Source organism: Anaerolinea thermolimosa (assembly GCF_001050195.2).
GTDB classification, from domain to species: domain Bacteria; phylum Chloroflexota; class Anaerolineae; order Anaerolineales; family Anaerolineaceae; genus Anaerolinea; species Anaerolinea thermolimosa.
The window spans coordinates 562,456-575,305 of record NZ_DF967965.1 but is presented as its reverse complement, the minus strand read 5'-3'; the positions used below and the strand labels follow the sequence as shown (position 1 = coordinate 575,305).

The window sequence follows — 12,850 nt, the reverse complement described above, 5'->3', positions numbered from 1 at the left end:
GTTTTATCCCCACTCTTGCAGGCGCACCACAATGCGACCCTGGGGCACTTCATAGGCAAGGATAACCTCCTCTACCACAGGGAGGAGCAGTTCCGTCCCATCGGCCCGGCGCACGAGGTACACATCATTGGCGCCCGTCTCAAGTATTTGTTCCAGAATGCCTACCACTTCGCCTGCATCGGTCACCACCTGCAGACCAAGCAATTCATGATGATAGTATTCGCCTTCCGGCAGCGGCGGCAACTGGTCAGCGCGAACATAAACCACTGTGTTCCGATACCTCGCCGCCGCTTCGGGGGTATCCACCCCGTCCAGGGTGACCAGCGCCGCATTGTGATACGGCCTGATCGAACGAATTTGCTGGCTTTCCCGGGCGTCCCCTAAAAAAACCTTCCGATTGGGAAGACGTTCGGGAAAATCCGTCAACACATCCATGATCATCTCGCCATGAAGCCCATGGGCGCGGCGTAAAAAGCCCACCGCGATGAATACAGGCTCGCCCTTGCCGAGCGAGCCTGTGGTTGGCCGGCTTTGCGGATTTTCAGGATGGGTATCTTGATCGTGATTGGGCAGGTTGCGCCGGCTCATCTCGGCTCGATCACGTCTAAAGTGACCTGTTTCTCTTCACGGGCGGCGGCAACGCGCAGAAGAATGCGCATGGCATTGGCCACCCTGCCATTTTTACCGATGACTCGCCCCATATCATCGCGAGCCACGCGTAACTCCAGGCGCACTTTGCCACCCGGAGCGCGCATCTGCGCCACCTCCACCCGGTCAATCTGGTCTACCAGAGAGCGGGCAATGTATTCGATCAATTCCTTCACAGAAAAACCTCGTTATTTCAGTGAGGCCGCGCTGGTGCGCGTCTCTACTTTTCGGTTATCAAAAAAGGCTTTCGACTCTTCAAGCAGTTTTTCCAACGGCTCACCGGCTTTGTAACGGGCATACCGATCCATCACCCCGGTGCTCTGAAGCAGTTTGACGACCGACTCGCTGGGCTGAGCACCCACGCTCAACCAGTGGTAGATCCGGTCTTCCTTAACATCGAGCGTGAACGGTTCGGTGCGAGGGTTGTAAAAACCAAGAATCTCCAAAAAACGCCCATCCCGCGGAGCTTCCTTGTCCGCGGCTACAATCCGGTAGCTGGGTTGTTGCTTCAGGCCTATGCGGCGCAATCGAATACGAACCATTGAATCTGACTCCTTCTGTCAATCTATCCTGTATTGTAACGTATTTTTTCCCCGACAGGCAGGGGTATCGGTGCAGCAGAGGGATGCGCGGAAGGACGCGCAGACTGCTCTGACCTCCCCTCCCTATCCAAACAGCCGGGGCATGCGCTTGCCACCGGTTTTTTGAAACGTCTTAAAGAGCTTTTGCGCTTCACGAAACTGCTTCATCAGGCGGTTCACGTCCTGAACGTCTGTCCCCGACCCGCGGGCGATCCGTCGCCTTCGGGATGCATTTAAAAGATCAGGGTTTCGGCGCTCTTCTTTGGTCATAGAGTTAATGATCGCCTCCGTCTGTTTCAACTGCTTCTCGGCATCCTGCGGATCGATCATTCGCGCCGCCTGCCCCAGCTGGCCGGGGAGCATTTCTAAGATCTGGGCAAAAGGACCCATTTTACGCATTTGACGGAGCTGGCTGGCAAAATCTTCCAGCGTAAACGAACCGCTGAGCATCTTCTCAGCCTGTTCACGGGCCGCCTGGTCATCATACGCCTGCTGGGCCTTCTCGATTAACCCAATCACATCTCCCATGCCCAGGATGCGGCTGGCCAGCCGGGCCGGGTCGAAGGACTCCAGAGCTTCTACATTTTCACCGGTGCCCAGGAATTTAATCGGCACACCCGTCACACTGCGGATCGAAATAGCCGCACCACCGCGCGCATCTCCTTCGATCTTGGTCATGATCAAGCCCGTGAGGGCCACCGAATCTCGAAAGCCCTGGGCTACCCGTAACGCCTCCTGGCCGATCATTGCATCTACAACCAGCAATACGTCCACCGGCCGTACCCTGGCACTGATAGACCTTAACTCGGTCATCAGAGCATCATCCAGTTGCGAACGCCCTGCGGTGTCGATCAGCACCACGCTAAAACCGCCCCGGGTAGCCTGATCCACCGCCCGAGCGGCCAGCTCGGCAGGGGCAACTCCAGCCTCATAAAATACCGGCACCCCCACCCTTTCACCCAGGGTCTGCAACTGCTTGACCGCCGCCGGCCGGTAAGGGTCAGCGGCTACCATCATCACCCGTTCCCCCTGCCCGCGCAGAAAACGCGCCAGCTTGGCAGTGGCTGTGGTTTTCCCGGAGCCCTGTAAACCCACCAGCATGATCGTCCAGGGCTTTGGACCGGTCAGGTTGAGCCTTGCCGGTTCACCCAGCGTGGCAATCAATTCTTCATGCACGATTTTGATCACCTGCTGGGCAGGATTTAAAGCGCGCGACACTTCGGCTCCGATACTGCGTTCGCGCACCCGGCTGACGAAATCTTTAACCACCGAATAATGCACGTCGGCTTCGAGGAGCGCCAGGCGCACCTCGCGCATCACGGCATCCACATCCTGCTCGCTGAGCTTTCCGCGCCGCCGCAGGTTCTGGAAAATGGTTTCAAGCCGACTGGTCAGATTTTCGAACACGCCTTATCCCATCTTTGAAAGACAATTCATAATTCACCTCCCTTACGGGAGGCCGCAAGGGGTGATTTTATCCGGGAAGCGAAATTTGGTCAAGAGACCCATTTAAAACCCCAGTCCCCGCTCTTTCAGGCTAACCCACCGGTTATGGCCGATCACGAGATGATCTAAAACCTCAATATCCAGCAACTTCCCCGATTGCACCATGGAACGCGTGAGGGCAATATCTTCGGGGCTGGGCGTCGGGTCGCCGCTGGGATGGTTGTGCACCACAATAATAGAAGCCGCGTTGCGGAGGATCGCCGCTCGAAACAACTCGCCAACCCTCACCGTCGAAGCATTGAGTGAGCCAATGTACAGCCGTTCAATAGAAAGGACACGGTTACGCGTATCAAGAAGAATGACCCGTAAATGCTCCTGCTCCAGGGCTCCCATTTCGTAACATACCAGTTCAGCAGCATCCTTTGGGTTGTGGATCTCTGGCCTTTCTTCCGGAGATTGTACCGCCAGCCTGCGGCCAATTTCAATGGCGGCTTTGATCTGGGCCGCCTTGGCTGCCCCCACACCCCGCTGTCGGCAAACTTCTGAGAATTTGGCCTGCTGAAGACCGCGCCACCCTCCCATGTCGGTCAAAAGACGTTGCCCCATCTGCACCGCGTTTTCTCCAGCCACCCCCACCCTGAGCAGAATGGCTAATAATTCGGCATTGCTCAAGGCTTCAGCACCCAGTGACGCAAGCCGCTCCCGCGGACGGTCATCGGTTTGTAAATCGGTGATGCGGTAGGTAGGGCGGGTTTCTTTGACCATTGGTTCGCTCAATCTCCATTTCCATGACATCCCTGGTTGAAGGAAAGTATAGCTGAACTATCTATCCATGCTATAATTTTTTCACGGAGTCCTTCATGACCCTGAATCCTTCTACTCTCAACAACTTCATTTTAATTGCCACCGGTTATGCGGCTGCTTTTTTGATTGCCCTCTGGCTCAGTCTGATCATCTGGGCCTACCGCGACATCCGTCGCCGCTCGCGCGACCCTCTGTTGCGCATTCTCGCCGTGCTGGTGGTAGCCATTTTATTCCTGCCCGGCATCCTGATCTACCTGATCCTCCGTCCCCCCCAGACCCAGGAAGAGGAATTCCAGCAAACTCTGGAAGAAGAGGCTTTGCTCCAGTCCATTGAGGAATCCAGCCTCTGCCCGGGGTGCGGGCGGCGTGTGCGCGAAGACTGGGTGGCCTGCCCGGCATGTTATACCCGCCTTAAAAAGCCCTGCCATCAGTGTGGCAGACCCATTGAGCTGGCCTGGAACCTTTGCCCCTACTGTGGCACCCCCGCCCCCGGTATGCGCCGGGAAAACCTTACTGTTGATGATGCCCTGCGTAACCTCGCCGGAGATATCGAAAACGACCCCATGGCGAACTCAGGCGTCTCTTCTCAGTCTGATCTCCCGTAAACCCACAGGTACTTACCCATGATGTATCGCCTTAATCCTCCGGGAACCATCGATTACCTGATCATTGGTCATATCACGCAGGACCTGACCCCCGATGGAATACTTATCGGTGGAACAGCCTCTTATTCCGCGCTGACTGCCCGCGCCCTTGGGCATCAGGTGGGCATTGTTACCGCCTGCAATGGCTGTCTTGACGCCCCCGAACTGGCCGGTATCCCCATCGCCGGAATGCGCTCTGAAGAGAGCACCACCTTCGAAAACATCCAGACCCCGCATGGACGCATCCAGCGCATTCACAAACGCGCCCCCGACCTGAACCTCTCCCTTGTGCCTGACCACTGGCGCAAGGCTCCCATTGTTCATCTGGCTCCTGTGGCCGGAGAGGTAGATCCTGCCCTGGTACGCGCCTTCCCAGACGCGTTGATCGGCCTCACCCCTCAGGGCTGGATGCGCTCATGGGACAACACCGGACGGGTACACTTCAGCGAGTGGCCCGAAGCAGGCTTTGTGCTCGGGAATGCCACCGCCGCTGTGTTCAGCATTGAAGATGTCCAGAATGATGAAAGATATGTGGAAGAGTTTTCTTCCCACATCCGCATCCTGGCCGTTACCGAAGGTGCGGCAGGAGCACGGATTTACTGGAATGGCGACGTGCGACGCTTTCGCCCTCCCGTCATGACTGAAGTTGATTCCACAGGCGCAGGAGATATCTTTGCCGCGGCGTTCTTTTCTCGCCTGCATCAAACTCGTGACCCGTGGGAAGCTGGACGATTCGCCACCCAGCTTGCCGCTTTCAGTGTCACCCGCAGGGGGCTCCTGGGAACCCCAACCCACGATGAAATTCAACTCTGCATGACCGAAATTGTTGAGAAGCCCTGAGATTATGGCACGCATTTATTCTCTCGTTAACCAGAAGGGAGGGGTTGGTAAGACCACCTCGGCAATTAACCTGGGCGCTTACCTGGGGTATTTCGGGCAACGCGTACTTTTGATTGACCTTGACCCTCAGGCCAATGCCACTTCGTCGCTGGGAGTGGATAAAAACACCGTCCGACAGGGAACGTATGAGGTTTTAATCGGTCAGGCCCCTCTGGCAGCTCATGTCCTGCACAACCCCCGGTTAAAAATTTCACTGCTTCCCGCTTCGCCGGCTCTCGCTGGAGCTGAGATCGAGTTGATCGACCTCCCCCACCGCGAAGAACGCCTGCGCAACGTCCTGGAGAGCGTTGCCGACCGGTATCATTACATCCTGATCGACTGCCCCCCTTCCCTGGGGTTGCTGACCGTCAACGGTCTGGTAGCCGCCAGAGATGGGGTGATCATTCCCGTACAGTGCGAATACCTTGCCCTGGAGGGCCTCGGCCAGTTGACTCAAACCATTCATCGGGTACGCACATCCCTGTTCCCTGAATTGCGCATCCGCGGAGTCATCCTTACCATGTATGACGGGCGCACCCGGCTTGCCACTGACGTGGTCAGCGAAGTTCGCCGGTACTTTCCCGATCAGGTTTTCAAAGCCATCATCCCGCGCAGCATCCGCCTGGCCGAAGCCCCTTCGTATGGCAAGCCCATTTCGGTGTACGCTCCCGATTCGGTCGCCGCCCGCGCCTATGAAGCCCTGGCTCGAGAAATTTTAGCCGAAGACGGGGTACACATTCCTCAGTTTGCTGATTGAGGAGGCAAAGCATGGTCAAACGAGGTGGGCTGGGAAGAGGACTGGGGGCTTTAATCCCCGAAGGGGAACAAACGCCATCCGGCGGGTTTGTATACCTTCCAGTTGATCGCATTATTCCCAATCCCCGTCAACCGCGCATGGATGTGGAGGATGAATCGCTCCACGAGCTCGCCGCCTCAATCCAGGAGCATGGGGTACTCCAGCCTCTCATCGTCACCACCGAACCCGGCACTGATCAATACATCCTCATCGCAGGCGAGCGCCGCCTGAGGGCCGCCCGTCTGGCCGGTCTGAATCAGGTGCCGGCCATCGTGCGCAATGCCAGTGACCAGGAGCGCCTTGAGCTTGCCCTGATCGAAAATATCCAGCGGGCCGACCTCTCACCGCTTGAAATGGCCGAAGCCTATCAACAGCTGGTGGATGAATTTGGGCTGCGTCACGAAGAAATTGCCCAGCGGGTAGGAAAAAGCCGCGAAGCCATCACCAATACCCTGCGGTTGCAAAAACTCCCTCCAGAGGTTAAAGATGCCCTCCAAAACGGGCAGATCAGTGAAGGCCACGCCCGCGCCCTGCTGGGGTTGGATCATCCCTCGGCCCAGCTTGCCGCCTTAAAAACCATCCTGGAACACAAGCTGACCGTGCGTCAGGCCGAGGAACTGGTTCGCAAGCTGGCAGGCGAGCGCCCGCCGCGGAAGTCAGCCCGGGCGCCTGCTCCCGAAGTACTGGAACTAGAAGAACGCCTGCGTAACAGGCTGGGCACCCGGGTTGCCATACGCCACGGAAAACGCGGAGGATCTCTGGTGCTTTATTATTACTCTGAGGAAGAGCTGGATCATTTAATTACACACCTTCTGGGGAATGAGAAACCATGAAAATTCTCTTTAACGGCCGCATCTACACGAACCATCCCGAACAACCCATCGTCAGTGCCCTGGCGATTGAACAGGGGCGCATCCTCGCCATCGGGTCAGACGATGCCATCCTCTCTCTGGCTGGGCCACATACTATTCGTGAAAACCTGGAAGGCAAGACGGTTTTACCCGGCCTTACCGATGCCCATATCCACCTGGAATACTACGCCCGCAGCCTTGCCACCGTGGACTGTGAAACCCTCACGCGTGCCGAATGCCTGAAACGGGTAGCTCAACGGGCCCGCTCTGTTACCCCCGGACAGTGGATTCGCGGACACGGCTGGAATCAGAATCTCTGGCCCGAAGGCTTCGGCTCTGCCAGCGATCTCGATCAGGTCGCGCCGAATCATCCAGTATACCTGACAGCCAAATCTGTTCATGCCGCCTGGGCCAACACTGCAGCCCTGCGCCTGGCAGGCATCACCGAACATACCCCTGATCCCCAGGGTGGGAAACTCCTGCGCGATGAAAACGGCCGGCCCACCGGAATCCTGCTTGAAACCGCCATGGAACTGGTTGAGAGGGTGATCCCCCCGCCCTCGGTTGAAGAACTGGCCGGCGATATAGAAACCGCCCAGCGTATCCTCTTCAGCCTGGGATTGACCGGCGTTCATGATTATGATCAGGCGCGTTGTTTCTCCGCCTTACAGGTACTCGATGCCCGGGGTGCCCTGAAGCTACGCGTGGTTAAGGGCATTCCACTTGAAATGCTGTCAGAAGCCACCCGTCTCGGGTTGCGCAGTGGGTTTGGAAGCCCTCACCTGCGCATCGGATCGGTGAAATTGTTTGCCGATGGCGCTCTGGGCCCACACACCGCGGCCATGCTCCAGCCTTATGAGGATAATCCCGGTAACACCGGCATTCTCTTCCTCGACGCCGAGCAAATTTTGGAATATGGCCAGCAGGCAGTTACAGGTGGCCTCAGCCTGGCCATTCATGCCATTGGTGATCGTGCTAACCATGAAGTGCTCGAAGCCTACCGGCAACTGCGCGCTTACGAAAAGCGGAACGGCCTGGCTCCTCTGCGCCACCGAATTGAACATGTACAATGCCTGCATCCAGACGACCTGGGAAAACTGGCTGAACTGGATATTATCGCCTCAGTCCAGCCCATCCATGCCGCTTCAGATATGCTCATTGCCGATCGTTACTGGGGAACACGTTCACAGGGTGCGTATGCCTACCGCACCCTCCTCGAACGCGGAACCCGCCTGGCCTTTGGATCGGATGCGCCCGTAGAATCACCCAACCCATGGTGGGGTATTCACGCCGCGGTCACCCGCCAGCGCCAGGATGGCACCCCCTCCTCCGAAGGCTGGTATCCAGCACAGCGGTTGAGCTTTACCGAAGCTCTGGCCGGTTATACCACCGGACCGGCTTTTGCGGCCGGGTGGGAAAATGCTCTCGGCAGGCTCGCCCCGGGTTTCCTGGCCGATCTTATCCTGCTGGATGCGTCACCCCTCGATATCCCCCCTCAAGAGTTGTTCACCGTTCAGCCTGCGGCCACCATGATCGATGGAGAATGGGTCTGGCAACGGGAGTAACCTCATCATGAGCGAGTCATCCAGAGTGCCTCTCACCCCTGAAATCCTGATCCCCCGCCTGGGAGAATATCTGGTGGAACGAGGCCTGGTCACTCCTCAGCAGTTACAGCAGGCGCTGGAACAACAATCCCGGTTGCGCAACCTGGGAGAGACGCGCCCCCTCGGGTACATTCTGGTCGAAATGGGGGCTCTTTCCAGAGAAGATCTCGACGCTGCCACTACCGAACAACTCATTCAACTGCGGTCGGCGCTTCAGGAAGCCAACGAGCACCTGGAACGCCGCGTGCGTGAACGAACGGCAGAACTGCAAACTGCCCTTCAACAACTGTCATCCATTAATGATCTCAAAGCCAACCTCGTCGCCAACATCTCTCACGAGCTGCGTACTCCGCTTACTCATCTCAAGGGTTATCTCGAACTGCTCCTGGCCGGTGAATTTGGCCCCCTGAATACCGAACAACTCAATGCTCTGGGGATCATCCAGCGTTCAGCCGAGCGCCTTGGAAACCTGATTGAAGATCTCATTCAGTTTTCAGTGACCGAACGCGATCAGGTTTACCTTCATGTAACCCCCAGTAATCTCTATGATCTCACCAGCTCGGTATACAAGCGCAGTCTTTCGAAAGCCCGTGATCATCAGATTGCCCTTGACCTGAAAATCCCCACCGAACCCTACCTGGTGGATGCTGATTTCGAGAAAATCTCCTGGGTGCTCATGCAACTGGTGGACAACGCCATCAAATTCACCCCGCCCGGAGGAAAGGTCATTCTTCAGGCCACCCCGGAGGATAACTTCATCCAGTTCCAGGTCATCGACACGGGAATTGGCGTCCCGCCTGATCGGATAGATCAAATCTTTGAGCCTTTTTTCCAGCTGGATGGAAGTTCAACGCGAAAGGCAGGGGGCACCGGCCTGGGGCTGGCCCTCGCTCGCCGCATCGTCGAAGCTCACGGCTCGGTCATCCATGTCTATTCCAGGCCCGGAGAAGGCAGCCAGTTTGAATTTGCCCTGAAAGTTCATCAGGACTGAGCAGAGATCGACGAACGTATGACAGAACCCGAGCCCACCACCATTTCTCCAGACGCCTGGCATCTCTACGAAATCAGCCGCATCGTTACCCAGAGCAGTGACTGGAACCATGCCCTTGACCAGATCGTCCCCCTCATTCGCACCCTGATTATTTTTGACAATCTGGCCGTCTACCTTGCTGATCCCATTCACCAGAATCTGGACGTGATGTACGCCCGTGCTGTTGGGCGGGGCCGCTCAGCTGAGGCAGACATCACCTGGGGTGAAGAGCTGGCCACGTACATCATGGACCACCCTGAAACCACCGTGCGTGAGCCCGAAAATGACTCCGCACGCAGCCGCCTCGAGCGTCCCTTTCAACTTGGCATTCCGTTATGTATCGGCAAACGTCCCCTGGGAGCCGTTATTTTCATCCGTTTTGGCGGACCGCCCTTCAGCCCACGTTACATCCAGCTGGCCGAATTCATTGCCCAGCAAATCAGTCTACTGGTGGAACGGCAGAATCTGCAACGCGCCTACGACCTGCTTGAGGCGCAGAGCCAGGAAGCCCGGCTCCAGGAAGATTTCATCTCAACCATCACTCACGAATTACGTACCCCCCTCGGTTTTATCAAAGGCTACACCACCACCTTATTACGCTCGGATACCACCTGGGATCAGCCCACCCAGCAGGAATTTCTGAAAATCATCGACCAGGAGACCGACCGTCTGCAAGAATTGATCGAGAATTTGCTCGATTCGGCCCGTCTGCAAAGCGGCACTCTGCGCATGGAGTTTCAGGCTGTACGCCTGGATACTCTCGTCCGCTCGGTCATCGAACGCACTCGCCTGCACCACCCCGAATTTAATGCTCAGCTTGAGTGCACCCCATCGCCTCTCCCTACCCTCCAGGGTGACCCCAAACGGCTGGCTCAGGTATTTGAAAATTTATTCAGTAATGCGATCAAATATGCGCCCGGATCTGAAGTTTGGGTTAAAATTAACTTCAACGACAGGGAGGCGTTCATCACCGTAGAAGATCACGGCCCGGGGATTCCCAACCGTTTCCTTCCTCATTTATTCGAACGCTTCTTCCGTAATCCAGAAGTTGCCCCCTCGGTTCATGGATCGGGTCTGGGGTTATTTATCTGTAAGAAGATCATCCTGGCCCATCAGGGGAACATCCATGCCACTTCAATCGTCGGGCAAGGCACAACTTTCCACATTACCCTCCCGCGCGCCCTGGATCGAGGAAACCTCGAGAGTGTCTTGAGAGAGGAACCGTAAAATGACTGCACATATCCTTGTCGTCGATGATGAAGCGCGTTACCAGCACCTGGTAAAGGTCAACCTGGAGGCCGCGGGATACATCGTCACCACCGCCAGTAACGGCGAAGATGCCCTCGAACTGGTGACCACGCGTTCTCCCGACCTGGTCATGCTTGATGTAATGATGCCCCGTCTGGATGGGTTTGCCACCTGCGAGCGAATCAGGCAGTTCTCCTCTGTGCCCATCATCATGCTTACCGCCAAGGGTGAAGAGCAGGATCGGGTGAAAGGGCTGAATGTGGGCGCAGACGACTATGTGGTCAAGCCATTTTCGGCCACCGAACTGGTGGCGCGGGTACGCGCCGTCCTGAGACGCGCACAAACTGCCGATTCAGCCACTCAGAATCGCTATTTCATCCATGGCAACCTGAAGATCGATTTCGCCCGCGCTGAGGTCTGGCGCGATGACAAACCGGTTTTCCTCTCAGCAACCGAATATCGCCTGCTCATTCAATTCGCCCACCGTATCGGGCACGTCCTTTCGGCAGAGGAATTACTCACTGCCGTGTGGGGGCCTCAATACAAGGATGATAAGGAAATCCTCTGGGTCAGCATTGCCCGTCTGCGCCAGAAACTTGAAGAGAATCCCCACAATCCGCAGCACATTGTCACCCGTTCTGGACTGGGCTACTTCATGCCGCCCATCGAAAAAGAAAGCACGGAGGCTTCAAATTCATGACCACGCATTTTGACGATAAAGGTAAAATTTTCACTCAGGTTGTCAGTAAAAAGCCTGTACCGGTCATCCTTCGCACCTCTCAAAATACTCTTTATGGAATCCTGCATGTTCGCCCCACCGAGCGGATTATTGATGAATTAAATTCATCCCTGCAGTTTGTTGCCATTACCGATGCCCGGATCCTCAACGAAGCCGGTGAAACTCTCTACACCACCGGGTTCATCACCGTAAACAAGGAACACATCATCTGGGTTATCCCGGAAGAAGAAATTCAGGATCAGGCAGGACAAGATCAATGAACAATCCCGCCCTCTCTGCCCGGCAAGCCGACCTCAACAAGCTGAAGGATTACCTCATCAGCACCATTTCTCGCGAGCTGGAAGCCAACCCGCCACCCATTGAAGAGCGCCGCAAGGTCATTTATCAACATCTGCAGGATGCCTATCAGAACACCCGCCTGCAACTTCCAACCACTATCCGGGACCAGATCTTTCGAGATATTCTGGATGACCTGCTGGGCTTTGGCCCGCTTCAGCCATTGCTGGAAGACCCCGACATCAGCGAAATTATGGTCAACGGCCCGAAATTTGTTTACATTGAACGGCGCGGGAAAATTCAAAAAACCAATATCACCTTTGAAGACGATGAGGCCGTTCTGCGTCTGATCGAAAAGATCGTTCTCCCGCTGGGCCGGCGTATTGATGCGGATACCCCCACCGTGGATGCCCGCCTTCCCGATGGCTCGCGGGTGAATGCCATCATTCCACCCTGCGCCATCGATGGCCCCACGATCACCATTCGTAAATTTCAAAAAGATAAGCTCACCATTCAACAGTTGATAAACCTGGGATCGATTACCCAGAACATGGCTGACTTTATCCGTGCCTGTGTTATCTCCCGGCTGAACATCATCATCTCCGGGGGCACCGGTTCAGGGAAAACCACGCTCCTGAACATTCTCTCCAGCTTCATCCCGGCAGACGAGCGTATTATTACCATCGAGGATGCCGCCGAGTTGAAACTCCAGCAGGAACACGTCGTCCGGCTGGAAACCAAACCCCCCAACGCCGAAGGAAGGAATGCCGTCACCGTGCGCGACCTGGTGCGAAACGCTCTGCGTATGCGCCCGGACCGCATAGTGGTGGGTGAGTGCCGCGGTGGAGAAGCTCTGGACATGCTTCAGGCCATGAACACCGGTCACGATGGTTCTCTCACCACCCTGCACGCCAATACCCCCCGCGACGCCCTCTCACGCCTGGAGACCATGGTGTTAATGTCAGGCATGGACTTACCCGTCCGTGTCATCCGGGAACAGATTGCTTCTGCCATAGACCTTATTATTCAACAGGCGCGCATGCGCGATGGCACCCGGAAAGTCATCAGCATCAGTGAAGTTTCAGGCATGGAAGGGGATACCATCGTCATGACCGAAATCTTTAAATTTGAACAAACGGGCATTTCATCCGAAGGCAAAGTGCTGGGTGAATTGAAACCGACCGGAATTCGCCCTCTCTTCACCCCTCGGCTCGAAGCTGCCGGATTCAAACTCGGCCCCGAAGTGTTCGGCGCCAACCTCTCCGGAATGATCAGTGGCTCCCGGGGAAATCGCAGGTAGACCC

The 12,850-nt window shown here is 56.3% G+C and carries 14 protein-coding genes and 1 pseudogene; 10 read left to right on the top strand and 5 right to left on the bottom strand.

Features of this window, described 5'->3' with window-relative positions:
- Positions 1-3: 3 nt before the first annotated feature.
- The 5 genes and pseudogenes from rimM to radC all read right to left on the bottom strand — a co-directional run bounded on the left by rimM (position 4) and on the right by radC (position 3,440).
- Positions 4-588, bottom strand: coding sequence for a ribosome maturation factor RimM (rimM, locus tag ATHL_RS02705; RefSeq protein ID WP_062189505.1), 585 nt, complete (start codon positions 586-588; stop codon positions 4-6).
- The gene (locus tag ATHL_RS02700) at positions 585-824 is read right to left on the bottom strand and encodes a KH domain-containing protein (protein WP_062189503.1); all 240 of its coding nucleotides are present in this window, start codon (positions 822-824) and stop codon (positions 585-587) included. Before ATHL_RS02700 ends, rimM begins: the two co-directional genes overlap by 4 nt.
- Before the next feature lie 108 nt (positions 825-932).
- Positions 933-1,190: pseudogene (gene rpsP / locus ATHL_RS02695) on the bottom strand (30S ribosomal protein S16); the annotation flags it as partial.
- A gap of 123 nt (positions 1,191-1,313) precedes the next feature.
- Entirely contained in the window at positions 1,314-2,636 is a 1,323-nt protein-coding gene (gene ffh, locus ATHL_RS02690; RefSeq protein ID WP_062189500.1) for a signal recognition particle protein, read from the bottom strand.
- Positions 2,637-2,738: 102 nt separating this feature from the next.
- A complete protein-coding gene (radC, locus tag ATHL_RS02685) occupies positions 2,739-3,440 on the bottom strand; it encodes a RadC family protein (protein ID WP_062189498.1) in 702 nt (233 codons plus the stop codon).
- Positions 3,441-3,535: 95 nt separating this feature from the next.
- Between radC and ATHL_RS02680 the strand changes: the two genes are divergently transcribed.
- From ATHL_RS02680 to ATHL_RS02635, 10 genes are read left to right on the top strand one after another with little or no spacing between them, the layout of a single operon-like run.
- Positions 3,536-4,084, top strand: a complete 549-nt coding sequence (locus ATHL_RS02680; protein ID WP_062189496.1) for a zinc ribbon domain-containing protein — start codon at positions 3,536-3,538, stop codon at positions 4,082-4,084.
- Positions 4,085-4,102: 18 nt separating this feature from the next.
- Entirely contained in the window at positions 4,103-4,963 is an 861-nt protein-coding gene (locus ATHL_RS02675; protein WP_062189494.1) for a PfkB family carbohydrate kinase, read from the top strand.
- A gap of 4 nt (positions 4,964-4,967) precedes the next feature.
- Positions 4,968-5,759 (top strand): ParA family protein, encoded by a 792-nt coding sequence (locus ATHL_RS02670; RefSeq protein ID WP_062189492.1) that lies wholly within the window; start codon positions 4,968-4,970, stop codon positions 5,757-5,759.
- Between the two features lie 11 nt (positions 5,760-5,770).
- A complete protein-coding gene (locus ATHL_RS02665; RefSeq protein WP_062189490.1) occupies positions 5,771-6,631 on the top strand; it encodes a ParB/RepB/Spo0J family partition protein in 861 nt (286 codons plus the stop codon).
- Positions 6,628-8,214, top strand: coding sequence for an amidohydrolase (locus ATHL_RS02660; protein WP_062189488.1), 1,587 nt, complete (start codon positions 6,628-6,630; stop codon positions 8,212-8,214). Before ATHL_RS02665 ends, ATHL_RS02660 begins: the two co-directional genes overlap by 4 nt.
- 7 nt (positions 8,215-8,221) lie before the next feature.
- Positions 8,222-9,244, top strand: a complete 1,023-nt coding sequence (locus ATHL_RS02655) for a sensor histidine kinase (RefSeq protein ID WP_062189486.1) — start codon at positions 8,222-8,224, stop codon at positions 9,242-9,244.
- Positions 9,245-9,262: 18 nt separating this feature from the next.
- Positions 9,263-10,510, top strand: coding sequence for a GAF domain-containing sensor histidine kinase (locus ATHL_RS02650; protein ID WP_062189485.1), 1,248 nt, complete (start codon positions 9,263-9,265; stop codon positions 10,508-10,510).
- A gap of 1 nt (position 10,511) precedes the next feature.
- Positions 10,512-11,231: a response regulator transcription factor gene (locus tag ATHL_RS02645; RefSeq protein WP_062189483.1), complete on the top strand. Its 720-nt coding sequence runs from the start codon at positions 10,512-10,514 to the stop codon at positions 11,229-11,231.
- A complete protein-coding gene (locus ATHL_RS02640) occupies positions 11,228-11,530 on the top strand; it encodes a DUF6812 domain-containing protein (protein WP_062189481.1) in 303 nt (100 codons plus the stop codon). Before ATHL_RS02645 ends, ATHL_RS02640 begins: the two co-directional genes overlap by 4 nt.
- On the top strand, positions 11,527-12,846 hold the full coding sequence (locus ATHL_RS02635; protein ID WP_062189479.1) for a TadA family conjugal transfer-associated ATPase: 1,320 nt from the start codon (positions 11,527-11,529) through the stop codon (positions 12,844-12,846). Before ATHL_RS02640 ends, ATHL_RS02635 begins: the two co-directional genes overlap by 4 nt.
- Positions 12,847-12,850: the final 4 nt, after the last annotated feature.